The organism is Hydrogenophaga sp. 5NK40-0174 (assembly GCF_040372165.1).
Lineage (GTDB): Bacteria > Pseudomonadota > Gammaproteobacteria > Burkholderiales > Burkholderiaceae_C > Hydrogenophaga.
Genome location: NZ_BAABWG010000003.1, coordinates 157,144 through 182,579, shown reverse-complemented (window position 1 = coordinate 182,579; position 25,436 = coordinate 157,144). Strand labels below are relative to the sequence as shown.

Sequence of the window (25,436 nt, the reverse complement as noted above, 5' to 3'; positions counted from 1 at the left end):
CAGGCGGAAGGTGGTAACACTGGAGAGAGGCCACAGCATAGCGCAGGAGCGGAACCAGAGGCCGTTTGCAGGCATCATACGCACATGAACTTCTCATCTCGTGCCACCCGCCTGACCATTGCCTCGGCCATGGCGCTCGCTTTTGCCCTTCCCGCGCCTTTGTGGGCGCAGCAGTCACCTGGCGCCACCAGTCCCTCTGGCCTGCCCTCGCTGGGCGATGGTGCTTCTCTGACGATCTCGGCCGAACGCCGCCTGGGTGACGAGATCGCCCGCGAAATCTACAAGGACCCGGACTATCTGGATGACCCGGTCCTGAGCCAGTATCTCTTGCAGACCTGGATGCCGCTGGTGCGGGCCGCGCAGGCGAGGGGGGATGTGCCGGCCGAAATTTCCGGGCGAATGGCCTGGGAGCTGATGATCGCCCGGGACCGGCGTGTCAATGCCTTTGCCCTGCCCGGCGGCTACATGGGCGTCAACCTGGGCCTGATCGCGGTGACCGAGAGTCGCTCGGAACTGGCCAGCGTGCTGGCCCACGAGCTGACCCATGTGTCTCAACGCCACATTGCGCGAATGATCACGCAGCAGGACCGTACCGCGCCCCTGCTGATGGGTGCCATGGTGCTGGGCGCCATCGCTGCCGGGACCAATGTGGACGTGGCCAATGCCGCCATCATGGGGTCGCAGGCGCTGGCGGTGCAGGCACAGCTGAATTTCTCTCGGGACATGGAGCGAGAGGCCGATCGCATTGGCTTTGGCGTGATGACGGAAGCAGGTTACGAGGGCGAGGGCTTCGTCAGCATGTTCGACAAGCTGCAGCAAGCGTCCCGGCTGAACGACGACGGGGCCTTCCCCTATCTGCGCAGCCACCCGTTGACGTCCGAGCGGATGGCCGACATGCGCTCGCGCATTCCGCTGGCGCAGCTGGGTCCGACTCGGGCGGCGGCTGAAGCCATGGGGGGCTCACCTGCCCGGGCAGTGGATGCGCAGCATTTGCTGATGGCTGCGCGTGCGCGCGTGCTGGCCGAGAGCAAGCCGGACCTGTGGCGCGCGTGGGAGGCCCAGGGGCTGGCAGACAAAGCCAGTGTGGCCGAGCAATATGCGGGTGCCTTGTCGGCCATGCGCCTGGGGCAACTGGACAATGCCCTGACGCTGGCCAATCGCCTGAAGTCGCGCGTCAAGGGGGTGGATGAACCTGTGGTGGACTGGCTGCTGCTGGAGATAGGCGCGTCCCGAAGTGCCGGCGCGGCTGCGCGTTCGCCCGGCTACGAAGGCCTGGCCCGCCAGATGGCCGCTCGAACTGACCGAAGCTCCGTGCTGCTGGGGGCGCAGGCGCTGATGGCCATGGGGCGCCACCAGGATGCGGTGGACGCCTTGCGTGCCTACGGCAGCCTGCACCCGCGTGACGCGCTCATCTGGCAGCAGCTGTCGCGAGCCTATGCTGCGCTGGGACAGCGGTTGCGCAGCGTCAGGGCAGATGCTGAAGCGCAAATGGCGTATCTGGACTATGCCGGTGCGGTGGCTCGCTTCAAGGCGGCGCAGGCCTTGCCCCTGGCCGAGCGCAATGCCGACCCGATGGAGCAGGCGATTGTGGATGCCCGGTTGAGAGAAGCCGAGCGTTTGCGCAAGGAGTCAGTCGCTGCCGCCGAGCGCTGATTTAAGGGCCACGTTGACCACGACCATGATGGCCGAGTAGATCAGCGAGCCCAGCATGGCCGCCCAGAAGCCGGTGACGGCAAAGCCGTCCAGGATGCTGGCGGCGGCCCAGAACAGCAGCGCATTGATCACGAACAGGAACAGGCCGAGCGTGACCACGGTGACCGGCAGTGTCAGGATGACCAGGACCGGCCGCAAGATCATGTTGAACAGGCCGATGACGGCCGCAGCGATCATGGCCGAGCCAAAGCTCTGCACGGACACGCCGGGGAACAGATAGGCGACCATCAGCAAGGCGCAGGCCGCGAGCAACCAGGTCAGGATCAGTTTCATGGGTTCAGCATAGCACCTCGGGCCAAATGAAGCAGCCTCGCCAGGGCGAGGTGCTGGTGCTCAGGTGGCGGCGGGTTCTTCAGGCTCGTTGTCGGACGGTGCCGGGTGTCTTGCGGCCGTGATCTTGCCCACAACCAGCACCAGCAGGGCGCCGGCGACCGCTGCCGAATAGTGCACCCAGGCGTTTTGCGGCAACTTGAGCATCCAGGTCCAGCGCCCGGTATCGGCCACGGCGGGGTCGGAGACCAGCATGCCGCCAGCGATCCAGCCGAGCAACATGCCGCCAGCGAAGATGATGACCGGGAATCGGGCCATGAGCTTGATGACCAGCTGGCTGCCCCAGACGATGATGGGGATCGAGATCAGCAAGCCAAGCACCACCAGCAGGAACGAATGCTCGCCCGCGTGCTGCGCGGCACCGGCGATGGCAATGACGTTGTCGATGCTCATGACCAGGTCGGCCACGATGATGGTCTTGATGGCGGCGAACAGGCGGTCATTGCCGGCGATATCGCCATGTTCTTCGTCCCCCGGTGCGATCAGTTTGACGCCGATCCACAGCAGCAGCAAGGCGCCGGTGACCTTGAGGAACGGGATGTCGAGCAGCACCATGGCCATGGTGATGAGAATGACGCGCAGGACAATGGCACCCGCCGTTCCCCAGATGATGCCCTTGGTGCGCTGGGCCGGTGGCAGCTGCCGACAGGCCAGCGCGATCACCACGGCGTTGTCGCCACCGAGCAGGATGTCGATGATGATGATCTGGCCGAGGGCGATCCAGAATTCGGGCGAAGTGAGGAAGTCCATGAATGGCAGGCGGGACGAAGCTGACCGCGGAGGCGGCGAAAGTGGGGCTTGCAGTGGATTGTATCGGGCACCCCTTAACCTCTGTGCCAGCGCTGGCAAGTGACTGGCGCGGACATGCCCGGGCATCAGTGGCTATGATTCCAGTCCCTATGGCCGGTATTCACATTGCTGATATCGAGGCGGCGATCAACTTCTGGCGTGCGCGCTCACCATCTCCCGACGGCGTTGAGCTGGCGGCGCCCTTGCGCGCGCTGGCCGAGGTGTATGCCATGCTGGTGTTCTACCGGGAGACGGAGGCCGATGAAGACTCGATGCCTCCCGACGCTCGGCGGGCCTGGATGGACTGGTTTGAAAGCCTGCCGGACACACCCTGTATTGCGATCTGCTCGACCAGTCAGGGCGATGACATCTGCAAGGGGTGCGGGCGGACCTTTGACGAGGTGCAGCTGTGGACCGAAATGAGCCCCGGCGAAAAACGACGCACCTGGCGGCGGATCACCCTGGAAGCGCAGGCCTGGCGCTTCAATCGTTATGCCGAACGGGCACTGGAGGAGGCGCCAGTCTCCGAAGCAGACTCGGCATCAGGCTCGCCTGACGCCGGCTCGGCAGATCCTCAGGCCGGCACCGCGTAGTTGGCCTGGGTCATGTGATCGATCCCGCAGGAGAGATCGCTGACCCATTCGATGAACTCACCGACCGCTTTGCCCTGCATGGGCGCGCCATGCTGGGGCACGATCATGCGGATGGGCAGCTGGCGTGCCATGTTGGCCCACAGGCGCAGGATCTTGGAGCTGACCATGTAGCGGCGGTGGAAGGCCTCCATGCGTGGCAGATGCTCACCCAGGCTTTCGATGCGTTCGGCGGCCTGCGCTGAGGTGCCCAGGGATACGCCCAGATCACCGGAAAACAGAATCTGGCTGACGGGATCCCAGAACTGGAAGTTGCCTTCGGCGTGCATGAAATGTGCGGGCAAGGCAATCAGTTCACTTTTGCCCAGCGGGATGCGCATGCCGGCGTCGGGAATGCCCACGATGCGGCCCTTGGTCTTGCCCGGCTTGCAGAAGTGAGGGGCAAACCTCTCCCACAGCCGCGAGATGTAGAGCTGGGCCTGGGTGCTGGTCATCCAGCGGTCCAGCGAAGCGATGATGTCCGGGTCGGCATGAGAGGCGAGGATCTTGGAGAGCTTCTGGGGGGCGAAGAAGCGACCAATGGTGAGCAGCAACTCGTTGTAGGCGGTATTGCCGCCCGGATCGATGATGGCGCCCTGGTCGCCGTCAATCACGAGGAACTGGTTGGCCTGCACCGCATTGCCCTCCTCGTCGCCGAGGTGGGAGAACATCAGGCAAACGTGTCCGCCTTGGTTGAACAGTTCTATGGCCATGGTGGTGCGCCTCCGAGCAGCGCAAAGCTGCAGGTGTGTTGTTGATCTTGCCGATAGCTGCTGTGCCGTCAAAGCGAAATCAACACCGGATTTCCACGCCAATCACAGCTTTTTCCTTCCTCCATTCTTCACGTTTTTGTCGAGGTGCCGATAAAAGACTTGCTGATTCGTGCACCTGCCTGGCGTGTCTCCGCCGTACGCAGGGTCGTCACTGTACGTGTGTCATCTGTCACGGAATTTGCGCAAGATCAAACGAAGCCGGATCAGGCATGTGCTGCGTGTGTGGCGGGCAGAACAGGTCCGGATGGGAAATGTCAGTCAATCCGATTACTGAGCGATTCCATCGCGAATGTGTTTTCAGTTGTTCGTGCGATGCCGCAATTGTGGTGGCATGCGAAGACGATGCAGTGCTGGTCTGGTGCGGCGCGCTATGAAGGCTCGAGCATGTCTGACTGTGCGGTATGTCACCTCAGTCGTGGGCGTATTTCACATTAGATCCGTTTTTCTTATTTGATGTGTTTTCGCATGTGCGGTGACGCCTCATACTGACAACCGTTCCATGAACAAGAGATGAAATTTTTGATGGGTGGATTGACTTGATCCGGTCGTTGCCAAGAGCAAAAGCAAAAGCAAAAGCAAAAGCAAAAGCAAAAGCAAAAGAAAAGGCAAAGAGGGCAGGCCGGAAGCAGGCAACTCGTGCTCGAAAGAGCTGGAAATGAACAAAACGTCAGGTGAATTGCGGTGGAATGGTTGAAGCTTGGATTGCTGGGATTGCCCGACGCTGAGATGCGTCTGGTGGCCACGCTGTTCCGCCTGCACCAGGTGGAGCCGTCGTTCATATGGCGCTTGTCCGAAGCGCAGCCGTATGACGCCGTGCTGGCAGATGCCCGCGTGTCCGATGAGGCGCTGGCCGCTGTGTGCGGCAGCCGTACCCAGGTCAAGCGTCTGGCCTTGCATGGCACTTCCGACCCTGACCAGCTCTCGCGCCCTCTGCGCTCTGATCGCCTGGTGAACTGGCTCAATGCGATCGAGGTGACCCTCTTGCATGGGTCTGGCGACCATTTTGCGTCCACCGCAGCACCTTCACGCATCGGACACTCGCGACCTGCGATGTCACTGGGATCGGTGTCCACGGTAGCCGCCGCTTCGAGCGAATGGCTGACGAAGCTGGCGGATGAGTCGGTCGCGGTGAAACTGGCGCGTTGGCCATCGGCGACCTTGCTGGGCAAGGATGTCGGCAGGATTCGGATCGCCACCATGATTTCCCGCCGGCCCATGTGCGTGCAGGAAGTGGCGTCCATGGCTCGGGTGCCAAGGGCGCTGTGCCAGGGTTTTCTGGCCTCGCTGGGTGAGAGCGGTTACCTGCAAACCAGTGCTGCGCCACCTGCAGCCCCGCCAGAGAGTCCGGCGGGCATCGCCGCCAGCGATGCGAGAGATACACCGGCAGCCAAAAAGGGCCGCATGGGTTTTGGCGCTTCGCTGATCAGCAGCATTCGCAAACGTTTCGGCATTGTCTGATCCGCGCATGAAAGAACACAAGATCATCCTGACCGGCCCCATGGGTGCCGGAAAAACCACGGCCATCCGCGCGGTCAGCGAGGTTGAGCCGATCATGACCGATGTGGCCAACAACGACCGCTCGGTCAACAAAGAGCTGACGACCGTGGGTTTTGACTACGGGCTTCTGACACTCGACAACGGAGACCGGGTGCGACTGTTTGGCACACCGGGTCAGGAGCGGTTTCGATTTGTATGGAACGTGCTGGCCAAAGGTGCGCTGGGCCTGGTGATCCTCTCGGACAACACCCGTGAAGATCCGCTGGCTGATCTGAAGGTTTACCTCAAAGGGTTCGAGGCCGAGTTGGACGCGTTGCCCTGCGTGGTTGGCGTCGGGCGAACCGAAGAAGCGCAGGCGCCCGACCTGCAAGCCTATGCCGATGTGCTGGAGTCAATGGGCCATGTGTTTCCTGTTGTTCCCGTTGATGTCCGCGAAGCAGACGATGTTGTCCTGTTGATCGATGTGCTGCTGTCGCAACTCGAAGCCGATCTATGAATCCCTCTGACCTTTTTCCGCCTACCTTTCTGAACTTCTGCTCGCGCAAGGCGCGGGAGATGGTTGACGCCGGTATCGGCACCCGTGCCGTGGTGCTTGCCACCGTGGATGGCTTTGCGGTGGCGCAAGCCTTGCCGGACGACGCGGACAGCGAACGCATGGCGGCGCTGGCGAGCTCCATCTCCAGCATTGGAGCCGTGGCCACGCAGGAAGCCGGACTTGGCCGTTGCACCAGTGTCATTCTCAACACCGAAAAAGGTTTTGCGGTGGTTCGGCAATTTGCGGCTCATGGCCACGACCTGGTGGTGATCTCTGTCGCTGACGAGCAGTCCCTGCTGGCGCAGGTGATGTACCAGGCCAATGACTTTGTCAAAGGAGTGCTGGCGGCATGAAAGCAGCGCGACTACGAGAGGCCATCGAGGAGATGGCAAGCCGACCGGGTGTCGCCGCCTGTGTTCTGGTGGATGTGGATGCCGGCATGGCCTGGCATTCGGTTGGGCAGATCGATGACCTGGATGGCATCGGCTCAACCTGCTCCGACTACTGGCGGCTCAATCGCCGGGTGCAAGGGAGCTTTTCGGCACTCGGGGATTTGCGCCTGGTGATGCTGGTGCACGCAAAAGGCCAGTTGATCATTTCCGAGTGTGGCAAAGGCATGTTGCTCGTCGCCGTGATGGACCAGCTGCGTGCTGTGGATTGGGAGACCTGGAAGGTCCTGCACGCCCGGATTGCCGAGAGGGTCAACGATTTGTAGGCCTTCGCACCGGTTTCAGTTTCAATGCCCTTTGCCTTGTTTGATGAGCGCAGGCAACAGGGGTCCGACGTTTATAGCGCTCTTGAACCTCACCCTAAGGAAAAAAACATGGCAAACATCAAACAAACCCTCGATGAACTCCTCGAACTCGATGGCGCTCTGTGCGGCGCTGTGGTGGACAGCACCAGCGGCATGATGCTGGGTTCCGCAGGCTCGGGAGTGGATCTGGAAGTGGCCGCTGCCGGTAACACCGAAGTCGTCCGTGCCAAGATCAAGACCATGAAGGCACTGGGCCTGAACGATGTGATCGAGGACATCCTGATCACGCTGGGCAAGCACTATCACATCATCCGTCCATCGGCCCGCAAGGAAGGCACCTTCATCTACCTGGTGCTGGACAAGGCCCGCTCCAACCTGGCCATGGCCCGTCGCAAGGTGCAGGACGTTGAGAAGGAACTGAACTTCTAAGGTGCGCTCCGCGCTTTAGCCAAGCTTCAAACAGAAAAAAGCCGCGCGGCGTCTGCCGGGCGGCTTTTTTCTGTTTGTGCTGTCGTCAACGTCAGTGGCGTCAGACTCGGCGGGCCAGTTCGGACGCTTTGCCAACATAGGTCGCCGGTGTCATGGCCAGCAAACGGTCCTTCTCTGCCTGTGGAATCTCCAGCCCGTTGATGAGCTGGTGCAAAGCCTCGGCCGTGACGGTCTTGCCTCGGGTGACTTCCTTGAGTTTCTCGTAGGCTCCTTGCACACCAAATCGACGCATCACCGTCTGGATGGGTTCGGCCAGGACCTCCCAGGAGGCGTCAAGGTCTTCTGCGAGTTGCTCTTCGTTGAGTTCGAGCTTGTTCAGGCCGGTCATCAGCGATGCATAGGCCAGCACGGCGTAGCCCATGGCCACGCCCATGTTGCGCAGCACGGTGGAGTCGGTCAGGTCGCGCTGCCAGCGGCTGATTGGCAGCTTCTCCGACAGGTGCCTGAGCACGGCATTGGCCAGGCCCAGATTGCCCTCGGCATTTTCGAAGTCGATCGGGTTGACCTTGTGCGGCATGGTGGACGAACCGATTTCACCCGCCTTGAGCTTCTGCTTGAAGTAACCCAGGCTCACGTAGCCCCAGATGTCGCGTGAGAGGTCGACCAGAATGGTGTTGGCACGGGCGATGGCGTCGAACAGCTCGGCCATGTAGTCGTGTGGCTCGATCTGGATGGAGTAGGGCTGGAAGGTCAGGCCCAGGCCCACAGGCTCTTCCGTCTCGATGACCTTGCGGCTGAAGTTTTCCCAGTCGAAGTCGGGCCAGGCGGACAGGTGGGCGTTGTAGTTGCCCACGGCGCCGTTCATCTTTCCCATGAGCTTGACGCCGGCAATGCGGTCGCGGGCGGTGGACAGGCGTACCACCACGTTGCCCAGCTCCTTGCCGACGGTGGTCGGGCTGGCGGTCTGGCCATGGGTGCGGCTGAGCATGGGCACGGCGGCGAAAGCATGTGCCATCTCGCGCAGCTTGGTGATGATCTGCTCCAGCGCGGGCAGCAGCACCTGGTCACGGCCACCTTTGAGCTGCAGGGCATGGCTGGTGTTGTTGATGTCTTCGCTGGTGCAGGCGAAATGCACAAACTCGGCCGCTGCTTCGAGCTCCGGACGGGCTTCGAACTTGGACTTGATCCAGTACTCGACCGCCTTGACGTCGTGGTTGGTGGTTTTCTCGATCTCTTTGATCGCGCGGGCGTCGTCTTCGCTGAAGTTCTTGATCAGACCCATCAGGTAGGTCCGGGCGCCAGGGCTGAGTGGCTTGAACTCGTCGAAGCCGGCATCTGAGAGGGCGATGAACCAGGCCACCTCCACCTGGACGCGACGGTGCATGTAGCCGTGTTCGCTCATGAAGGGGCGCAAGCTGGCCAGTTTGCCGGCGTAGCGTCCATCCAGAGGGGACAAGGCGGAAATCGGGGATAGGGTTTGCGCGGGGTTGCTGGCCCCTGCAGGTGGGTTATTGGCTCGCATATCCTGCAATTGTAGGAGCGTCAGCCCCCGAGCAGGTGAAACCTGCGGTTTGGGCCCGAAACCGAAGCCGGTGGCGGGCTGGCGGATGGTTCGCTTCGGCTGGAACGCCGGCAATCGCCCCCTGGAAGCCCTGGTCGCCGGGTTTGGCACCTTGTTTCCCGGCGCTCTTGGGGCGTGGCATCGGCGATGAAGGAGAGCCCTGAAGACCGACCAGTCAGGCACAGGTCGTCTGCTATGGATAAAATGGCTGGCCCGGACCAGCTTTGGTCCATTTTGGCCGCATCTGCATGAAACTGATTGGCTCCACAAGCAGTCCATACGTTCGCAAAGTGCGAATCGTCATGGCCGAGAAAAAGCTGGACTACCGCTTCGAGGCCGAGGACGTCTGGTCTGAGCAGACCCAGATTGCTTCGTCCAACCCGCTGGGCAAGGTGCCATGCCTGATCATGGAAGGCAGCGAAGCCATGTTCGACTCGCGGGTGATCGTCGAGTACCTGGACACGCTGTCGCCAGTGGGAAAGCTCATTCCTCAGGGCGGGCGCGATCGCGCTGCGGTCAAGACCTGGGAGGCGCTGGCTGACGGCTTGCTCGACGCCTCCATTCTGGCGCGGCTGGAAGCCACCTGGCCTTCTCGTCAGGCCAATGAGCGTTCACAGGCGTGGATCGACCGTCAGATGGAGAAGATCGATCTGGCCCTGGTCGCCATGGACAAAGGGCTTGGCGACAAGCCGTTTTGCTCAGGCATCCATTTCAGCCTGTCTGACATCGCCGTGGGCTGTGCGCTCGGTTATCTGGACTTCCGCTTCCCTGCTCTGGACTGGCGCGCCCGCCACCCGGCGCTGGAGAAACTGGCGACCAAGCTCGCATTGCGCCAGAGTTTTACCGACACACTGCCGAGTTGAGCCCCTGGCTCCTGGCCATTTGCCTCAGGTGGTGGCCCTGCGTTTGAGCCAGCGCATGAGGACGCCAAGCCCTGGGAGTTTTTCGTACAGCTCTTCGGCGGCATCCCAGTAGTCCCTGTGGTTCACAATGAGCCCCTCGGCGTTGAGCTTGAGATGCGAGACGCCCCGGATGCACTGCTCCTCACCTCTGTGGAAGCGCTCGAATTGAAAGTGCATCTCCCAGACGAGAAATCCCTGCCCGTTCTGCCCCATGATCTGGTTCACCGAAAAGCGGGGTTGAACCAGGGTTTCGAACATGTGGGCGTACACGCGGCGAATGGCGTCGTGGCCGAGGACTTCGGAAAAAGGGTCCTTGAAGCGCGCTTGTGCGGCATAGCACTGGCCTATGTCAGTCAGTGTCTCGGGCGTCATGGCTTCAAACCAGGCGGCAATCCGCTGCAGGTGTGCGGGTGTGGCGTCGGTGCCTGAAGCGGCTGGTGCGGTGGCTTGGCTCATAGACCGGTGACGCGTTTGACCAGCTGAAAGTACAGGCGCAGCGGCAAGATGCGAAGCAAGGCCATCCAGCGGGTGAAACGTTTGGGAAAGTGGATGTTGAAGTGTCCTTTGGCCCATCCCTCTGTCATGGCTTGAGCCGCTTGCTCGGGCGTGATCAGTGCGGGCATGTGAAAACCATTTTGCGCTGTCAGTGGTGTTTGCACGAACCCTGGATGCACCACGCTCACCCCGATCCCATGCTCGTGCAGGTCCAGGTACAGGTTTTCGGCGAGATTGGTCAGCGCTGCCTTGGTCGGGCCGTAGGCCAGACTTTGTGGCAGACCGCGGTAGCCTGCAACGCTGCTGATCAGGCAGATATGCCCCTGTTGGCGTGCCAGCATGCCGGGCAAAACGGCATCGAGCACCCGCAGGGCACCGATCTGATTGACGTCGATGTGTCGGATCATCTGCGAGAGGTCCATGTCGGTCGCGCGCATGCCCTGGTAGTGGCCTGCGCAGTACACCACCAGGTCCAGGCTGCCACCGGTGAGACGAGCCATGTCTGCCATGGCGCGCTCGATGGACGCCGGGTCGGTGGTGTCCAGGGGAACAGCGTGGATCTTGCCCGGCGCTCCTTGCGCGTCTCGGGCAACAGCTTTCAGCGCGTCTGCGTGACGGGCGGACGCCAGCACGCGAGCACCCGAATGGGCCAGTTGTCTGGCCAGTGCCGCGCCAATGCCGCTAGAGGCGCCCACCAGCCACACGGTCTTGCCCGCCCAGTTGGAGATGGGCGTGTTGAACGGCCGCAGGCCGTACCAGGCGCGTGCAGGACGCTGGGCTTGTGCCATCGATTCGCGCCGGGGTGAGTGGTGGGTGGCTGAGGTGCTCATGATGTGCGACGTGTGAAAGAGAGCGTGACTTCACCCAGGCGAACACCGAATTTGCTCATCACCGCCTTGTTGAGCATCACGCGCTCGTCCATGAGGTACATCCAGTCGTCAAAGTCGACGTCGTAAACCGAGCCGTCGACGGGCAACCGCATGGTGTAGGTCCAGTTGAAAGCGTTGCCGACGGTCTGCCCGCTGGCCCTTCCAACAACGTCATCGGCTTCGCCTTCGTAGCGTCCGTTGCCCAGATGCCGCAGGCGCCAGATGCGCCGTTGCGTCGTGCCGTCTGAGTAGGTGAAAGCTTCGTCCAGCACACCGGCGTCTCCTTCCCAGCGGCAGTCCATGACGACAATGAAGCGTTTGACGACCTGACCGCTGCGATCGGTGAAGATGCCCCAGGCGTCGATGGTGCCGTTGAAGTACTCTCGCAGATCCAGGCTGGGCTGCTCACTGGCATAGCTCTTGATGTCTTGCGTGGAGCAGGCGCCAAGGCTGAGTACCACGGGTGCGGCGGCACCGCTGAACAGCAGGGCACGGCGTTTCATGAGAAGTCCTTTCGTGCGGTCGGTGAAACCATGACCAGTCGATAGAGAAGGGCCGCTGCCACCAGTTTCAAGGCACAAGGCAGCAAGCAGTAAGCGAGGCTGAGGGCCTGCAGGCCATGGGGCTCGCGCGTTCCAGGCTCATAGCCAAACCAGGCCAGGGCGGGCAGCGCCAGGCCGGCTGCGAGCGCGAGGTTGAGTTTGGTGGCCAGGCTCCACCACCCCAGGTAGGCGCCTTCGTGACGGCCGCGCGCACCCAGCCGCTCCAGCAAACCATTGAGCAGCGCCTGAGGCAAAGCGATGTCGGTGCCTGCCGCGATGCCAGAGGCGATGCACACCCAAAGAAAAGCTGTCTGGTCGCCAGCGCCCAAGCCGAAGGCCCACACGAAGCTGAGCACCGCCAGGCACATGCCCGCCAACCAGGTGGGTGCGATGCCAAAGCGCTTGACCAGGGCTAACCACACTGGCATGGAGGCGGCCGCAGCCAGGAAGTACGCCACCAGAAACGCCGGCTCCTGAGAGGCCGTGGCCTGGATGCGATCCTGAACAAAGAACAGCACCAGCGTGGCAGGAATGGCTGCGGCCGTGCCATTGACCACGTAGACCAGTAGCAGGCGCCGAAAACCGGTGGCCTGCCAGGGCGCGGCGTTCATGATGGTCTTGATGCGCCGGTCGCCGCCGTCGCCAACCGCTTGCGTCGGCTCTGGCGCTGGTGCCTGTCGCCAAAGCCACCAGGCCAGCGTCAACAGCAAGGCAAAGCTGCCCAGCATCCAGTCCACCGACAGCCAGGTGGGCAGAGCGGCTGCCAGCAGCACACCGACCAGCGTGAAACCCTCGCGCCAGCTCACAATGCGGCTACGCTCCAGCGCGTCACCACCGAGCCGGGCGCCCCAGTTCTGGTGTGCCACGCTGGTCACACTGTAGGCCGCGTAGAGCGCGACCATGCACAAGGTGAGCCAGGTGAGCAAGGCCGCTTCGTTGTTCTGCTGCAGGTGTGACGGCGGTTGCAGGACGGCCCAGAAACCCAGTGCCATGGCCACAGCACCGATGGCCGCCGCCCGCAGCACGCGCGCATGTGAGTGCTCGAACCATTGGTCACACCAGCGGCCGATCCATGGGTCGAGCAGGGCGTCGCTCAGCCGTGCCAACAGCAGCACCGCGCCAAGGGCTGCGAGAGGAACGCCGAACTGGGTGGCATACAGGTTGGGCAGGATCACATACAAAGGCAGGGCCAGAAAGGCCAGGGGCAGACCCATGAATCCGTAGCGCACGCCATGACGCCACCCTCCGCTCGAGCCGAAGGCTGAAGCGGGCGTGGTGACCACAGGCGCGTTCATCGTCCGTTCCCCTTGGGTCCGATGAGCGCCTGGCGCATTTCGGGTTCGCTGGTGCGGGGCGAGAGCCAGATGGCGAAGAAGCGCTGCGCCAAAGCGGGGTCGTCAATGCGCCCCAGCGCACGTCCGTTGAGCGTGAAATCGGCGCCCTTTCCGGGCACATAGCGGCCCGTGATGCTGTCTCCCTTGGCGACGTCGGGGAACAGCTGCTGCAGCTGCAAGCCCCAGCGCTTCGCCTCTTCTTCGCTGAGGGCAGACTGTTTTTGCATCTCTTCGATGGAGCGTCGCGCGATGTCGACGCCGGTGAAGCTGCGGCGGTATTCCAGCGTGAGCGAAAAAGGCGTTTCTGCGTAGAGATCAGGCACGAAGCCGGGCGGTGCCTTGAGCGTGGCGAAGTAGATTTCAAATCCCCACACTTTGAACAAGGTCCGACCGCGAACGGGCCATTCCACCGGTGTTGTGGCTGCCGTTGCGGCTTGTGGCGTTTCAGCCGTTGCCTCTTTGGCGAGCAGTGACGAAGAGACGCTGGCCAGCATGGTGACCAGGCAAACCATCAGCAACGCAGAGCGCCTTCTTGGCGCTTGGGCAGTGCAGGTTAGGCGGTGCATGATGTGTTGCCCTGTGTGCGTTCACTCGGGCTTGCGCAGTGTGAACTGAACGACGTCGATGTTGTTTTCCCAAAAGGCGGCCTCGCAGTACGCGAGGTAGAACTCCCACAGCCGCATGAAACGTTGGTCGAAGCCTTGCGCCAGCACAGCCTCTTGCTGCTCGAGAAATCGCTCGCGCCAAAGCTTGAGCGTTCGGGCGTAGTCGTGGCCGAATTCGAAGGTGTCGATCACTTCCAGCCCGGCCTTTTCAGCTTGCTGCTTGAAGCGGCTGGGGCTGGGCAGGCACCCGCCAGGGAAGATGTACTGCTGGATGAAGTCGGTGCCGGAGACGTAGCGGTCAAACAGGGCGTCGTCGATCACAATCGACTGGATACAGGCGCGTGCACCGGGCTTGAGCAGGCGGGCAACCGTGTTGAAGTACTCGGGCCAATAGGCCTGGCCCACGGCTTCCACCATCTCGATCGAGCAGATGGCGTCGAAGGATTCGTCTTTGATATCGCGGTAGTCTTGTAGTCTGAATGTGGCCCCGGAATTGTTGGCCCCCACGCTTTCCCGCTGCGCATCGGGTGTGGCCCCCATGCTCTCCCGGTGCGCGAGGTCCGTTGCCCCTGCGCTCTCGTCCATGAGAAGCCCCAGTCGATCCAGGCGTTGGCGGGCGTAGGCCAGTTGTTCGGTGGAGAGGGTCACGCCAGTGACGTGGGCGCCGAAGTCCTGGGCGCCCATCTCTGCCAGGGCACCCCATCCGCACCCGATCTCCAGCACGCGGTCGCCAGGACCGACGTTGGCCAGCGTCAATGCGCGTTCGACTTTGGCGCGTTGTGCGTCGGGCAGGCTTTGTTCTGGCGTCTGGAACCAGGCCGACGAGTAGTTCATGGTTTCGTCGAGCCAGAGGGTGTAGAAAGCGTTGCCCAGATCGTAGTGGGCGTGGATGTTTCGCTGGCTGTTGGCTTTGGAGTTGTGGTTGAGCAGGTGCTGGACGCGGTACCAGAGGCGGCCCCACCAGTGGCCGTACACCACCCGTTCGATGGTGTTGCGGTTGGCCAGCAGCATGCGCAGCAGGTCGACCAGGTCGCGGGAGTCCCAGAGACCGTCGGCATAGGCTTCCCCGAAACCGATGTCGCCGGACTTCAGGACCGAGGCGCACACCGACCAGTCTTTCATGCGCAAATGGGCTTTGTGCCCCTGTGCGCCTTCCGCTGTGCTGCCGAACTGTCGATGGCTGCGGTCGGGCAGCTCGAGAGTCAGGGAGCCGGTCTGGAGACCTTGCAGCAGCTGCAGGACCGCCTTGCCAGCGGCGGGCGTGTGGCGGGGTGAAGAGAAGCCAGCGCCATTGACCTGGGGTGCGATGGTGGTGTTCGTGCTCATGCTCTTGCTGATGGTTGTGACTGCGGGACCGAAGTGGTGGTGGCTGGGTCAGGGCGGGCGCGAGTGACCGGTTCGGCGGGTGCTCCGGGCTGGCGGAAGAACGGCGTCTTCTTCAGCCACAGTTGCAGTGCATGCCAGTGGATACGCGCGATGACGCCAAGGGTCATGGCCGGATATCGCCACAGGGCGTGCCGCTTGGTGGCGACGCTCAGCGGCTGGAGTTGTCCGCTGACACTGGTTTGCAGCAGTGCGGGGGACGCCGACAGATCGTGGTAGTCGATGCGCATGACCACACGATCGCGGGCTCGCATGAAGTTGAACTCATACTGTCCCGTCACGGGGCAGAAAGGCGAGACGTGAAAAGCCTTGTCGGCGCGACAGGGCTGGCCGTCCCTGGGCTGGTCGAGCAGATAGAAATGTCGCTCACCAAAGGTGTTGTTGACCTCTGCGACCACTGCGCGGAGGCTACCGTCGGTTCGATGGCAGTACCAGAAGCTCACGGGCTTGAAGACATAGCCCAGGATTCTGGGGAAGGTCTGAAGCCAGACTTCCCCTTGCGCGTCTTGTATGCCGTGTCCCGCCAGCAACTGGTCTATCCAGGCCAGGCAGTCTTTCCGGCCGTCTCCGTGATCGGTGTCGTGGAAAGAAAAAGCTGCGCGCTGGTTCCGGGCCAGTGCCGGGTCGGCCTTTGCCCGCAGTGCGCGCAGTGGCAGGTAGAGAAAGAAGGTCGGATATGCGAACGCATGTCGTTTCGGTCGCGACCGGGTGTGTCGGACCTGCCCGAATCCGATGTGCGCCTGCGCCTTCATGAGGATGCGACCTCGCGCATTTGAGCCGACGGCGAGCTTGTGTTTGCTGCCGGCGCCGGCGCCTGGTCGAAATGCCGAATCAGGCTTCGAGCGGCTTGCAGGCCGGACTTCAATCCGTCCTCGTGGAACCCGTAGCCTGCCCAGGCACCGGCGAACCAGACCTGTCCTGATCCCTGGATGGTGGCCAGGTTGCCTTGTGCCTCGATGGCGCGAAGGTCGAAGACTGGGTGGTCGTATTCGTACTCTCCAATGACCTGGCTGGCGCCGATGGTGCGGCGTGGGTTGAGCGAAACCACCACCGGCTCATCGGTGGGAATGGGCTGCAGTTTGTTGATCAGGTAGTGAAGGCAGACGTCGGCCTCCTCGCGCTGCGCCTGGGGAGAGCGTTCGTAATTCCAGGCCGCCCAGGCCCGGCGGGACTTCGGCAGCACGCTTGCGTCGGTGTGCAGGACAGCGTGGTTGCGCTGATACCGGATGGCGCCGAGCATCGTCCGCTCGGCTGCACTGGCGCCCGGACCAAGAATGTCCAGCGCCTGGTCTGTGTGACAGGCCAGGATGGCGCCATCGAACGACTCGGTGCCAGTGTCCGTGGTGATGTGAACCCGGCCGCCGTATCGCTGCAGATGGTGCACCGGCGACCCGGCCTTGGCGTCATCAACCTGGGCGATGATCTTGTTCACATAGTTGCGTGATCCGCCTTTAACTGTGAACCACTGTGGCCGGTGGCTGACCTGGATCAGGCCGTGGTTGTGGCAAAAGCGAATCAGGGTGGCGACTGGAAACGCCAGCATCTGATCGGTTGGACAACTCCAGATGCAGCCCAGCATGGGAAGCAGATACCAGTCGACGAATTCGCTGCTGAACCTGTGCTGGGCAAGGAAGTCGCGTAACGGCTGGTGCAATGGGCTTTGGTGTCCCAGGTCGGCGCCCTGACGAGCCAGCTGGGTGGCCATCCGGTTGAATCTCACGATGTCTGACAGCATGCGCCAGAACGCAGGACGGATGAGGTTGCGACGCTGGCTGAAGACGGTGTTCAGGTCGCTGCCGCTCCACTCAAGCATCTCCCCCTTGTATCCCTGACCCGCTGCTTGCACGGAAAACGACATGTCCGACGGTGCGATGTCGACGTTGAGCTCGGAGAGCAGGTCCAGCAGGTGGGGGTAGGTGCGTTCGTTGAGCACCAGAAAGCCGGTGTCGACGCCGAAGGTGACAGGCGCCAGCGTATGGCGATCCGGCATGGTCACATCGACCGTGTGCGCGTGCCCGCCGAAGCGTGTGCCGGCTTCAAACAGGGTGACGTGGGCGAGGCCTTTGAGCGTGTGCGCTGCTGCCAGGCCGGCGATGCCAGACCCGATCACCGCCACACGGGGGCGTGTGGCTTGAGCTGGCGATGGGCTGGGAGGCGGGAAGACACCGTTGCCGCGAGGGTCTGCTCTCATGGCTCAGACCTCTTGCAGCCGGACGGCTGATGGACAAAAGACTGCGAAGCGCCCCGAAACGAAGGAGGGAGGGAGGGAGGAGGAGGAAAAGCGCTCCGGGCTTTCAGCCTGTCGCCGATGGACAGGAAGGCTTCGCAGTCGAAAACTTTTGCTGTGCAAGAGCTTTATCGGCAGCTTGCACGACTTATAGAGGGTGTCGTTGCAAAAAAAGTTCCGTTGGATGAGGGCTTCCATGTCATCTACCTTTCCAGCGTCTGGCGCGGTTTTGAGGCGGGTGAAATTTACTTAATGGTCATAGTGTGACTGATCAGTCACAAAATGGCCTCGGTATTTTCACTTAAACCATGGCGGCAGTGTGGAAAAGAAAAGAGAGGTCCTAAAGGCTAGCCGGCCCGGCGCCCTCAGCCTGTGGCGAAGCTCAGCGTCTGCGCAGTGCTGCGTGCAGGAGCAGGGTCAGGCCTGCGCCCATCAAGGCGCCGGTCAGGCGAGCGGCCAGTACGACGGAGCTTTCGTTGGCAGCATCCCAGACCACGGGTGACGACCACCCTTGCTCGTAGCCCAGTTTGATGGTCAGAGCGGCCAGCAGGGCCAAGCCCCATTGGCGGGATCGGCCAGAGGCATCCGCCCGGATCGCCAGGTCGCACGCAATGGCCGCGAACCCGGCGTGAAGAACCGGACCCAGCCCGACGGCGTAGCCGATCTGCGGCCAGAAAAACAGGCTGGTATGGGCCAGGGGCCAGGCCAGCAGCCAGGCGGTGGCGCTGAGTGCGCCTGGGCGCGTCCACCACACCAGGCCTGTCAGGGTGCCCAGCGCCAACTGATTGACAATGAGTTGCGCTGCGCCAGGATGAACCCATGCGGTTGACCAGGCAGTCCATGGTGTGGCTGGCCAATGGTCTGCCCGCCAGGTGAGAAAACTGTCAGGCCCGAGCCCGGCCCACCACAGCATCATGCTCACCGTGCCGTGGGCAATGCACAGCACCAGCCAGCCGCCGCGGCCAGTCAGTCCTTTGAGCCGAGTACGTGATCCCACAGGCTGATCACCGCACGGGCCATGGGCGCCGCGCGTTCGTCTTCGATTTGGGTCGGTACCTCGTCCAGTCGGGCCCTGTGCTGGATGTAGCGCAGTTCGCGGTAAGCGTCCGCTGCTTCCTGGCCAAGACCCTTGGGCAGCAAGCCAGCCGCTTCGGCAAAGCCGAGCAAGGTGATGTTGCCCCGGTTGGCCCGCATGGTCTCAAACCGGGCGGCATGGGCCAGAACCAGGTACTGGACGACAAACTCGACATCGACCATACCGCCCCGGCTGTGCTTGACGTCAAAGACGCCCGGGCGCACGGGGTGCGCAGCATATACCCGTTCGCGCATGCTGCGAATCTCGGATGCCAGTGCAGTCTGGTCCCGCTCGGCGGCCACGACGGACTCACGCACCTCGTCGAAACGTGGGCCCAGAGACGGGATGCCCACCACGTAGCGGGCCCGGGTCATGGCCTGGTGCTCCCAGGTCCAGGCAGTGTTGCTGCCTCGCTTCTGCTGATAGTTGGCGAATGCGTCGAAGCTGGTCACCAGAAGCCCCTGGTTTCCGTTGGGGCGCAGCGCTGTATCGATTTCGAACAGGTCCCCTTCCCCGGTCTTGACCGTGAGCCAGTTGATCAGCTTGCGGACAAAGGTGGCGTACACCTCTGGCGCACTGTCGTCCTCGTCTTCGTAGACAAAAACAATGTCAAGATCGCTGCCGTAACCCAGCTCCCGGCCGCCAAGCTTCCCGTAGCCGATGATGCCAAAGCAAGGTGTTTCCCGGTGCCGGTTTCTGACCAGGCCCCAGCACCACCGGGCCGTGACCTTGAGCACGGCATCGGCCAGCGACGAGAGATCATCCGCCACCTGCTCGACGCGCAGGACTCCTTCAATGTCGCGAGCCAGCGTCCGGAACACTTCGGCGTGGTGCGCACGTCGCAGCAGGTTGAGCAAAGCTTCTTCGTCGTCTTCGCCGGTCGAGGCCAATGCCTTGCGCCGGGCTTCGAGCTCCGCTTCAAACTGCTCACCGTTGAAGCGCTCGTCCATCAGCTCGCGACTGGCCAGTTCGTCGATGACCCCGGGGTGTTTGGCGAGGTATCGTGCTGGCCACCGGGCCGCACCCAGCATGCGAAGCAGGCGCTTGTGCACCGACGGCCGTTCCTGCAGCAGGGCCAGATAGCTCTCCCGCCGCAGCAGATTGTCGGCCCAGTCCACCAGGCGCAAAGCCGCTTCCTCGCTGACCTCGCCGTTGGCCACCCATTGACCGGTACGCTCGACGAGAAAGACCAGGCGCATTTGCGCTTCTTCACGCATGGTCTGGACCTTGGGCTCTTGGCTCCACTGGCGAACCCGGTCCCTGAACTCCGGTGGCAAATCGGGCAAGGCCTGCTCCAGTGCCTCCATGGGCGAGACGCCTTGCTGGCGTTTGCACATGCGACCCTGGCAAGGCTTGCCCTGCTCGGCCCCGAGCAGAATGTCGAATTCCTCTGCGACAACTTCGCGGTGGCTGTCCAGCTCACAAAGAAAGCTGGCGATGTCGGCATGGCCCATGGCGTGTGCGATCCAGGCCAGATCGTCGTCCCGGGTCGGCAGAACATGGGTTTGCTGGTCATCCAGGTACTGGATTCGATGCTCGACGCGGCGCAGGAAGACATAGGCCGCGGCCAGGGCCTCAGCCGTTTTCTCTGGCATCAGTCCGGCCTTGGCCAGCCGCTCAAGCGCTCCGATCGTGGGACGGGTCCGCAATTCGGGAAACTGCCCTCCACGCACCACCTGCAGCAGCTGAACAGTGAACTCAATTTCCCGGATGCCACCCCGGGAGAGCTTGACATCGTTGGTGCGGCCGGGGTTGCCCGCCGCGCGCTTGGTGGCGTGGTCACGGATTTGCCGGTGCAGGTTTCTCAGGCTCTCGAAGACGTTGTAGTCCAGGTAGCGCCTGAACACAAAAGGCAGTACCGGGCCGCGCAAGGCCTGAGCACCGCCATTGTCGATTTCGGCTTGCGGCGCAATGACCCGACTCTTGAGCCAGGCAAAACGCTCCCACTCGCGCCCCTGGACCTGGAAGTATTCCTCCAGGGCACTGAGCGAGGCCACGGATGGCCCTGAATTGCCATTGGGCCGCAATGCCAGGTCGACCCTGAAGACGCAGCCGTGTTCGGTCGTCTCCCCGACGGTGTTGTAGATGTGCTTGACGGCCTTGGCAAAGTACTCGTGAATGCTGATGTGTCCACGGCCTTGCGCATTGCCCGTTGTTTCGCCGTCCAGGTCGTAGACGTAGATGAGGTCAATGTCGCTCGAGACATTGAGCTCACGGGCGCCCAGCTTTCCCATTCCGATGACCCACATCCGAGCCCGGGTCAGTTCACCGGCATCGTTGGTGGCCATGGGCGCGCCATGCCGCTCGTCAAGCTCATTGAATGCCAGCTGGCATGCCTGGTCCAGCGCCAGTTCGGCCAGCTCGGTCATGGCGCCGGTCACCGCCTCCAAAGATGCCTGCTCCTCGCAATCGACGACGGCCAGCCGTTCCAGCACAAGGTGGCGAAGCACGCGAAGCGCGGCCGGCAACTCGTAACCCTGCCCGGCCAGGGCGTCAAGGCACTGGGCCATCGTCGCCTTGTCAGGCTGGCCGGCCGGCAGCAAAGGCAGCTCTGACCCGTAGCGCCGCCGGACGCGCTGAACGAAACGGGCATGATCTGCCGGGGCGAGTTGACTCATGTCAGGGACTTGGGGTTTCGGTCTGTCTACAACTGATGATGGAGAGAATGTGTGCCGTGCGGAACCTGTGGGACCCCGGGCCGTCATAATTTGACCTGATCATGACTCAAAACGCCGTCGTCGACTCGGACGACATCGATACCTACCACGCTGTTCCGCGTCTCTGGCGACTCCTTGCCGGGATGGCGCGTGCGCTGCTGTGGCTGGTGGTGAGTCTGTGGGTCCTGTTCGTCCTCACATGGGCCTCCATTCATTTCTGGATTGTGCCCCGGGTCGACCAATGGCGCCCGGACCTCGAAAGATGGGCGACCAAGGCACTCGGGGTTGAGGTCAGGGTCGGTTCCATCGAGGCCCACAGCGAACCCGTTCGGCACCCCTGGTTGCCCAAATTTGTGCCGTCCATGGTACCTCGCATGGCGCTCAAGGATGTCCGCCTGCTCGACGAGGCTGGAAGGGAGGCACTTCGGCTGCCCTTGGTCGACACGGCCTTGTCGGTGCGTTCGGTCTGGCGGCTGGGGTTTGAGGAAATGCGCATCGCCGGACCCGTGCTGGACGTCCGGCGCACCAAGGGTGGCGAGATCGAAGTGGCCGGGCTGCGCCTGGGCGGCACGCACAGCGAAGACTACACCGTTCTCGACTGGTTCCTGTCCCAGCGCTCGTTCGTGATTGACGGAGGCGAGTTGCGCTGGACCGATGAAATGCGCGACCAGCCGCCACTAGAACTCTCGGATCTCGATCTGGTGATCCGCAACTCCACCCAGCGCCATGATTTCCGGCTGGATGCGACGCCCCCGCCGGATTGGGGCGAACGCTTCACGGCCGTGGCAAAGTTCCGTGAGCCTCTGCTGGAGCTGGCGCGAGTGGGCCGGGCTCGCAAGCAGCCCTGGATGCGCTGGAAGGGGCAGGCGTATGCGGATTTCACGCAGGTCGATGTATCCCGGCTTCGTCACTATGTGGATCTCGAGCGCTGGAAGCTCGATGTCCGCTCCGGCCAGGGGGCGCTCAAGGCATGGGCTGATCTGGACATGGGGCAGGCCAGGCGAGTAACGGCTCAGGGGAAGCTCAGTGACATCGTGACCCGTCTGGGCCCTGATCTGCCAGACCTGGCACTGGCGGAAGCCAGTGGGCGCCTGGACGTGGACTGGCTCGAAGACGGCTATCGGATTTCAACCCCTGATTTGCGTTTCAGGACGCAGCAAGGTGATGCCTGGCCCGGTGGTGCGATCAGCTTTGAAGAGCGTCATGACAAGGCGCAGGCCGAGGCGATCGTGCGCACCCTCAGCGCCGATCGCATTGACCTCGCCGCCCTGACCAATGTGGCCATTCGTTTGCCCATTGATGACGAGGTTCGCCAGCAGCTGGAGAGCTTCAATTCACGCGGGCAGGTGCAGGACTTTGAGGGCCAATGGCGGACTGCGCCCGGCAAGCCCGTTCAATATCAGGCTTCTGGCCGGGCTGAACACCTCTACCTGGACGAGCAGCCCAGTGCCGAAAAGTCCGAAGATGGCTCGCGGGCCTTGCCCGGCCGTCCAGGCATTGACAACGCCACTGTGGTCTTCGAGATCGGACAGAACGGCGGCAAGGCTTCGGTCGCACTGACTGACGGCAAGCTGGTGTTGCCCGGCGTCTTTGAGCAGGAAGATATGCCGCTGGATGCGTTGGACGCTGCGCTGCGCTGGTCCATGAAAGGTGAGCGGCTGGATGTGTGGGTGGACTCCCTGAATCTGGTCAATGCCGACGCACAGGGCGGCGGCAAGGCCCACTGGCATACCGGCGATGTGGCCTCGGGCAAGCGTTTCCCAGGTGTGCTGAGTGTGAATGCCACCCTGTCCAGGGCTGATGCCACTGCGGTTTACCGGTACATGCCATTGGGGGTCTCGGCGGACGCCAGGCGCTATGTGCAGGAGGCCGTGCGGGGCGGGCAGGCAGAGAGTGTGAACTTCACCATCGACGGCAACATCTGGGACATCCCCTACAGCGACCCCAAAGTGCCCGGCACTTTCCGCATTGCCGCACAACTCAAGAACCTGGATTTTCAGTACGTCCCGTCCTACCTTCAATCGTCTGGCGACAAACCATGGCCTGCGTTGAAAGGCGCCAAGGTGCAACTGTTGCTGGACCGAGACCGGTTGTCCCTGACGAATATCGTCACAGGGGTGGAAAACGTTCCACAGGTCGAGCTCAGCGGTGGCAGTGTGGTGCTGCCCAGGCTGAAGGAGAACATGCACGTTGAAGTGGCGGCGCGCCTCAATGGCCCTGGTGACCAGTTGCTGCGCATCGTCAAGGATTCCCCGATCAACTACCTCACCAGTGAAGCGCTGGATCAAGCCACCCTGACAGGCACGGCGCAAGTGGGGTTTGACATCGATATTCCGCTGGCCGATACGGCCAGGACGCAGATCCAGGGAGATGTTCGCCTTGCCGGGAACGACGTGCGCATCCGGCCGGAAACCCCGTTGCTGGAAAAGTCCAAGGGGGTGGTGACGTTTTCAAACCGCGGGTTTGAAGTCAAAAAAGCGACGGCCATCGCGTTCGGTGGTGAAGCCAGTTTCCGGGGCGGGATGACTGTACCCGAAGATGGCGGGGCGGGCATCTTGCAGTTTTCCGGAGAAGGGACAGCGACGGCACAGGGCCTGAGCCGGGCCGGCCTGGGCTTTGCCTCCCAGCTGTTCTCCAAGGCTGAGGGCGCTGCCCGCTACAACATGCGACTGGGCTTCAAGGCGGGCATCCCTGAGTTTGATATCGGCACCGACCTTCAGGGCATGGCGGTCAACCTGCCTGCGCCGTTCACCAAACGCGCAGACGAGCGGGTGGCCGTGCGTTTCATCAACACGGTGGGTAACGTGGTGGCCGATGCCCAGGGCCCGGTGGCGCTCAACGACCGCATGAGCATCGACATTGCCCGCGAGGACATTCCGCTTGCGCGCATTGTGTACCTGCGCGATATCGTCGGTGAAGAAGCGGTGGTGCGGCGGGGCAGTGTCGCCATCGGGCTCAGAGGTGGCGAAGAGGCGCCCATGCCTGCATCCGGGGTGCTGGCGAACGCACGCTTCGATACGCTCGACATGGATGCTTGGGAGCGCGTGCTGTCGTCGGCCACCGGGGTGGATGTGCGACAGGCCGTGCGAGACTCCGCTCGCGAGGACGCCGCCAGCGACAGCGGCCTGAGCTACCTCCCCACCGTCATGGGTGTTCGCGCAGCAAAGCTGGTGCGCGATGGACGCAGCTTCCATGATGTGGTGGTGGGTGGATCGCGCGAAGGATCGCATTGGCGAACCAATATCGATTCGCGTGAGCTCAATGGCTACATGGAGTTTCGTCAGCCGAAAGCCGACTTTGCGGGCAGCGTCTACGCCCGCCTGGCGCGACTGTCGCTCTCGCCGAGCGACACGGACGACGTGGAAGAGTTGTTGCAGCAGCCGACGCGTCTTCCTGCCCTGGATATTGCCGTCGAGAACCTGACCGTCTCGGATCGCAAGCTGGGGCGGGTGGAGGTTGAGGCCGTCAATCAGGGCTCGCAATGGCTGCTCAGGCGATTGGCGCTCATGGTGCCGGAAGCCACGCTCAACGGCAGTGGCTTGTGGGCGTTTTCAGGGGGTGACCAGACAGGACCCAGGCGGGCCAGTCTGGACTTCGATCTTCAGATCCAGGACTCCGGCCGCCTGCTCACCCGCTTCGGCAAGGAAGGCACTGTGCGTGGTGGCAAGGGCCGTATCCAGGGGACGATCGGTTGGCTGGGTTCGCCATTCAAGGTGGACTACCCGTCCATGTCCGGGAAACTTCGCGCGGATATCGAACGTGGCCAGTTTCTCAAGGTTGAGCCTGGTGCGGCCAAATTGCTGGGCGTGCTCAGCTTGCAGTCCCTGCCACGGCGCTTGCTTCTTGATTTTCGGGATGTGTTTGCCGAGGGCTTTGCTTTCGATTCCGTGCGCGGGGATGCCACCATTGAGCAAGGCGTCATTCATACCCGAAACCTGCAGATGAGAGGCGTCAACGCGGCAGTGGTGATGGCAGGTTCTGCCGATCTGGCCGAAGAGACCCAGGAGCTGGAGGTGGTGGTGGTGCCTGAGGTCAACGCCGGGACCCTTTCCTTGCTGGCGGCCACCGTCAATCCGGTGGTGGGCCTGGGCACGTTCCTGGCACAGTTGATCTTGCGCGAGCCACTGCAAAGCGCCAATACGCAGGTATTCAATGTCACCGGCAGCTGGGCCGATCCGCAGGTGGTCAAACTGGAGAAGCCTGTGACCGCGACGGTGCCTGGCGGCGAAGCCCTTGCGCCCGTGCCGACCGCTGAATAACGCCCCTGATGCATGGGGCAGGTGAATTCGCGGTACATTGTTTTTTTCATGGCCAGCTGCGTCGCTGGCAGTCAGCAC

The 25,436-nt window shown here is 62.6% G+C and carries 23 protein-coding genes; 9 read left to right on the top strand and 14 right to left on the bottom strand.

Translation table 11 applies throughout. The features are described 5' to 3' along the window. Positions 1 to 84 precede the first annotated feature (84 nt). Positions 85 to 1,653, top strand: coding sequence for a M48 family metalloprotease (locus ABWV89_RS10375; RefSeq protein WP_353396325.1), 1,569 nt, complete (start codon positions 85 to 87; stop codon positions 1,651 to 1,653). Here ABWV89_RS10375 and ABWV89_RS10370 read toward each other — a convergent pair. Both ABWV89_RS10370 and ABWV89_RS10365 read right to left on the bottom strand, forming a co-directional pair. Next, positions 1,630 to 1,986, bottom strand: coding sequence for a phage holin family protein (locus ABWV89_RS10370; protein ID WP_353396323.1), 357 nt, complete (start codon positions 1,984 to 1,986; stop codon positions 1,630 to 1,632). The genes ABWV89_RS10375 and ABWV89_RS10370 overlap by 24 nt on opposite strands. Before the next feature lie 60 nt (positions 1,987 to 2,046). Continuing rightward, positions 2,047 to 2,793 (bottom strand): TerC family protein, encoded by a 747-nt coding sequence (locus tag ABWV89_RS10365; RefSeq protein WP_353396320.1) that lies wholly within the window; start codon positions 2,791 to 2,793, stop codon positions 2,047 to 2,049. 149 nt (positions 2,794 to 2,942) lie between these two features. Between ABWV89_RS10365 and ABWV89_RS10360 the strand changes: the two genes are divergently transcribed. Next, the gene (locus ABWV89_RS10360) at positions 2,943 to 3,425 is read left to right on the top strand and encodes a DUF3717 domain-containing protein (protein WP_353397491.1); all 483 of its coding nucleotides are present in this window, start codon (positions 2,943 to 2,945) and stop codon (positions 3,423 to 3,425) included. On the opposite strand, the gene ABWV89_RS10355 is transcribed toward ABWV89_RS10360, so the two are convergent. Then, on the bottom strand, positions 3,407 to 4,174 hold the full coding sequence (locus tag ABWV89_RS10355) for an oxygen-binding di-iron domain-containing protein (protein WP_353396318.1): 768 nt from the start codon (positions 4,172 to 4,174) through the stop codon (positions 3,407 to 3,409). The genes ABWV89_RS10360 and ABWV89_RS10355 overlap by 19 nt on opposite strands. A gap of 741 nt (positions 4,175 to 4,915) precedes the next feature. Between ABWV89_RS10355 and ABWV89_RS10350 the strand changes: the two genes are divergently transcribed. From ABWV89_RS10350 to ABWV89_RS10330, 5 genes are all read left to right on the top strand, one after another. Further along, positions 4,916 to 5,692 (top strand): hypothetical protein, encoded by a 777-nt coding sequence (locus ABWV89_RS10350; RefSeq protein ID WP_353396315.1) that lies wholly within the window; start codon positions 4,916 to 4,918, stop codon positions 5,690 to 5,692. A 7-nt stretch (positions 5,693 to 5,699) separates the two neighbouring features. Next, the gene (locus tag ABWV89_RS10345; protein WP_353396314.1) at positions 5,700 to 6,227 is read left to right on the top strand and encodes a GTP-binding protein; all 528 of its coding nucleotides are present in this window, start codon (positions 5,700 to 5,702) and stop codon (positions 6,225 to 6,227) included. Continuing rightward, positions 6,224 to 6,619, top strand: a complete 396-nt coding sequence (locus ABWV89_RS10340; protein ID WP_353396312.1) for a roadblock/LC7 domain-containing protein — start codon at positions 6,224 to 6,226, stop codon at positions 6,617 to 6,619. The genes ABWV89_RS10345 and ABWV89_RS10340 overlap by 4 nt, the downstream gene beginning before the upstream one ends. Next, complete coding sequence (locus tag ABWV89_RS10335; protein WP_353396310.1) at positions 6,616 to 6,981, top strand: roadblock/LC7 domain-containing protein; 366 nt, start codon at positions 6,616 to 6,618, stop codon at positions 6,979 to 6,981. Before ABWV89_RS10340 ends, ABWV89_RS10335 begins: the two co-directional genes overlap by 4 nt. 108 nt (positions 6,982 to 7,089) lie before the next feature. Then, positions 7,090 to 7,449 carry a hypothetical protein gene (locus tag ABWV89_RS10330; protein ID WP_353396308.1) on the top strand — a complete coding sequence of 120 codons (360 nt, stop codon included), beginning with the start codon at positions 7,090 to 7,092 and terminating at the stop codon, positions 7,447 to 7,449. A 100-nt stretch (positions 7,450 to 7,549) separates the two neighbouring features. On the opposite strand, the gene purB is transcribed toward ABWV89_RS10330, so the two are convergent. Further along, positions 7,550 to 8,971 carry an adenylosuccinate lyase gene (purB, locus tag ABWV89_RS10325; protein WP_353396306.1) on the bottom strand — a complete coding sequence of 474 codons (1,422 nt, stop codon included), beginning with the start codon at positions 8,969 to 8,971 and terminating at the stop codon, positions 7,550 to 7,552. Positions 8,972 to 9,258: 287 nt separating this feature from the next. On the opposite strand from purB, the gene ABWV89_RS10320 reads away from it, so the two are divergent. Beyond that, a complete protein-coding gene (locus ABWV89_RS10320; protein ID WP_353396303.1) occupies positions 9,259 to 9,873 on the top strand; it encodes a glutathione S-transferase N-terminal domain-containing protein in 615 nt (204 codons plus the stop codon). A 24-nt stretch (positions 9,874 to 9,897) separates the two neighbouring features. On the opposite strand, the gene ABWV89_RS10315 is transcribed toward ABWV89_RS10320, so the two are convergent. From ABWV89_RS10315 to glnE, 10 genes are all read right to left on the bottom strand, one after another. Continuing rightward, positions 9,898 to 10,368, bottom strand: coding sequence for a nuclear transport factor 2 family protein (locus tag ABWV89_RS10315; RefSeq protein WP_353396302.1), 471 nt, complete (start codon positions 10,366 to 10,368; stop codon positions 9,898 to 9,900). Next, positions 10,365 to 11,195 (bottom strand): SDR family NAD(P)-dependent oxidoreductase, encoded by an 831-nt coding sequence (locus tag ABWV89_RS10310; protein WP_353397488.1) that lies wholly within the window; start codon positions 11,193 to 11,195, stop codon positions 10,365 to 10,367. The genes ABWV89_RS10315 and ABWV89_RS10310 overlap by 4 nt, the downstream gene beginning before the upstream one ends. 38 nt (positions 11,196 to 11,233) lie before the next feature. Next, on the bottom strand, positions 11,234 to 11,779 hold the full coding sequence (locus tag ABWV89_RS10305) for a DUF3833 domain-containing protein (RefSeq protein WP_353396301.1): 546 nt from the start codon (positions 11,777 to 11,779) through the stop codon (positions 11,234 to 11,236). Beyond that, entirely contained in the window at positions 11,776 to 13,113 is a 1,338-nt protein-coding gene (locus tag ABWV89_RS10300) for an MFS transporter (protein WP_353396299.1), read from the bottom strand. Before ABWV89_RS10300 ends, ABWV89_RS10305 begins: the two co-directional genes overlap by 4 nt. Beyond that, entirely contained in the window at positions 13,110 to 13,664 is a 555-nt protein-coding gene (locus ABWV89_RS10295) for a chalcone isomerase family protein (RefSeq protein ID WP_353397485.1), read from the bottom strand. The genes ABWV89_RS10300 and ABWV89_RS10295 overlap by 4 nt, the downstream gene beginning before the upstream one ends. Before the next feature lie 75 nt (positions 13,665 to 13,739). Then, positions 13,740 to 15,083 (bottom strand): class I SAM-dependent methyltransferase, encoded by a 1,344-nt coding sequence (locus ABWV89_RS10290; RefSeq protein WP_353396297.1) that lies wholly within the window; start codon positions 15,081 to 15,083, stop codon positions 13,740 to 13,742. Beyond that, a complete protein-coding gene (locus ABWV89_RS10285) occupies positions 15,080 to 15,892 on the bottom strand; it encodes a DUF1365 domain-containing protein (RefSeq protein ID WP_353396295.1) in 813 nt (270 codons plus the stop codon). The genes ABWV89_RS10290 and ABWV89_RS10285 overlap by 4 nt, the downstream gene beginning before the upstream one ends. Then, the gene (locus ABWV89_RS10280) at positions 15,889 to 17,331 is read right to left on the bottom strand and encodes an NAD(P)/FAD-dependent oxidoreductase (protein ID WP_353396293.1); all 1,443 of its coding nucleotides are present in this window, start codon (positions 17,329 to 17,331) and stop codon (positions 15,889 to 15,891) included. The genes ABWV89_RS10285 and ABWV89_RS10280 overlap by 4 nt, the downstream gene beginning before the upstream one ends. Before the next feature lie 418 nt (positions 17,332 to 17,749). Further along, positions 17,750 to 18,364, bottom strand: a complete 615-nt coding sequence (locus ABWV89_RS10275) for a rhomboid family protein (RefSeq protein WP_353396292.1) — start codon at positions 18,362 to 18,364, stop codon at positions 17,750 to 17,752. After that, entirely contained in the window at positions 18,334 to 21,060 is a 2,727-nt protein-coding gene (gene glnE, locus ABWV89_RS10270; RefSeq protein WP_353396289.1) for a bifunctional [glutamate--ammonia ligase]-adenylyl-L-tyrosine phosphorylase/[glutamate--ammonia-ligase] adenylyltransferase, read from the bottom strand. Before glnE ends, ABWV89_RS10275 begins: the two co-directional genes overlap by 31 nt. A gap of 101 nt (positions 21,061 to 21,161) precedes the next feature. On the opposite strand from glnE, the gene ABWV89_RS10265 reads away from it, so the two are divergent. Beyond that, the gene (locus ABWV89_RS10265) at positions 21,162 to 25,358 is read left to right on the top strand and encodes a YhdP family protein (RefSeq protein ID WP_353396287.1); all 4,197 of its coding nucleotides are present in this window, start codon (positions 21,162 to 21,164) and stop codon (positions 25,356 to 25,358) included. The last annotated feature ends 78 nt before the right edge of the window (positions 25,359 to 25,436 follow it).

Bases quoted from the DNA above. Each gene is read 5' to 3' on its own strand.
- ABWV89_RS10375 (WP_353396325.1), top strand. From the start codon at position 85: ATGAACTTCTCATCTCGTGCCACCCGCCTGACCATTGCCTCGGCCATG.
- ABWV89_RS10370 (WP_353396323.1), bottom strand. From the start codon at position 1,986: ATGAAACTGATCCTGACCTGGTTGCTCGCGGCCTGCGCCTTGCTGATG.
- ABWV89_RS10365 (WP_353396320.1), bottom strand. From the start codon at position 2,793: ATGGACTTCCTCACTTCGCCCGAATTCTGGATCGCCCTCGGCCAGATC.
- ABWV89_RS10360 (WP_353397491.1), top strand. From the start codon at position 2,943: ATGGCCGGTATTCACATTGCTGATATCGAGGCGGCGATCAACTTCTGG.
- ABWV89_RS10355 (WP_353396318.1), bottom strand. From the start codon at position 4,174: ATGGCCATAGAACTGTTCAACCAAGGCGGACACGTTTGCCTGATGTTC.
- ABWV89_RS10345 (WP_353396314.1), top strand. From the start codon at position 5,700: ATGAAAGAACACAAGATCATCCTGACCGGCCCCATGGGTGCCGGAAAA.
- ABWV89_RS10340 (WP_353396312.1), top strand. From the start codon at position 6,224: ATGAATCCCTCTGACCTTTTTCCGCCTACCTTTCTGAACTTCTGCTCG.
- ABWV89_RS10335 (WP_353396310.1), top strand. From the start codon at position 6,616: ATGAAAGCAGCGCGACTACGAGAGGCCATCGAGGAGATGGCAAGCCGA.
- ABWV89_RS10330 (WP_353396308.1), top strand. From the start codon at position 7,090: ATGGCAAACATCAAACAAACCCTCGATGAACTCCTCGAACTCGATGGC.
- purB (WP_353396306.1), bottom strand. From the start codon at position 8,971: ATGCGAGCCAATAACCCACCTGCAGGGGCCAGCAACCCCGCGCAAACC.
- ABWV89_RS10320 (WP_353396303.1), top strand. From the start codon at position 9,259: ATGAAACTGATTGGCTCCACAAGCAGTCCATACGTTCGCAAAGTGCGA.
- ABWV89_RS10315 (WP_353396302.1), bottom strand. From the start codon at position 10,368: ATGAGCCAAGCCACCGCACCAGCCGCTTCAGGCACCGACGCCACACCC.
- ABWV89_RS10310 (WP_353397488.1), bottom strand. From the start codon at position 11,195: ATGGCACAAGCCCAGCGTCCTGCACGCGCCTGGTACGGCCTGCGGCCG.
- ABWV89_RS10305 (WP_353396301.1), bottom strand. From the start codon at position 11,779: ATGAAACGCCGTGCCCTGCTGTTCAGCGGTGCCGCCGCACCCGTGGTA.
- ABWV89_RS10300 (WP_353396299.1), bottom strand. From the start codon at position 13,113: ATGAACGCGCCTGTGGTCACCACGCCCGCTTCAGCCTTCGGCTCGAGC.
- ABWV89_RS10295 (WP_353397485.1), bottom strand. From the start codon at position 13,664: ATGGTTTGCCTGGTCACCATGCTGGCCAGCGTCTCTTCGTCACTGCTC.
- ABWV89_RS10290 (WP_353396297.1), bottom strand. From the start codon at position 15,083: ATGAGCACGAACACCACCATCGCACCCCAGGTCAATGGCGCTGGCTTC.
- ABWV89_RS10285 (WP_353396295.1), bottom strand. From the start codon at position 15,892: ATGAAGGCGCAGGCGCACATCGGATTCGGGCAGGTCCGACACACCCGG.
- ABWV89_RS10280 (WP_353396293.1), bottom strand. From the start codon at position 17,331: ATGAGAGCAGACCCTCGCGGCAACGGTGTCTTCCCGCCTCCCAGCCCA.
- glnE (WP_353396289.1), bottom strand. From the start codon at position 21,060: ATGAGTCAACTCGCCCCGGCAGATCATGCCCGTTTCGTTCAGCGCGTC.
- ABWV89_RS10265 (WP_353396287.1), top strand. From the start codon at position 21,162: ATGACTCAAAACGCCGTCGTCGACTCGGACGACATCGATACCTACCAC.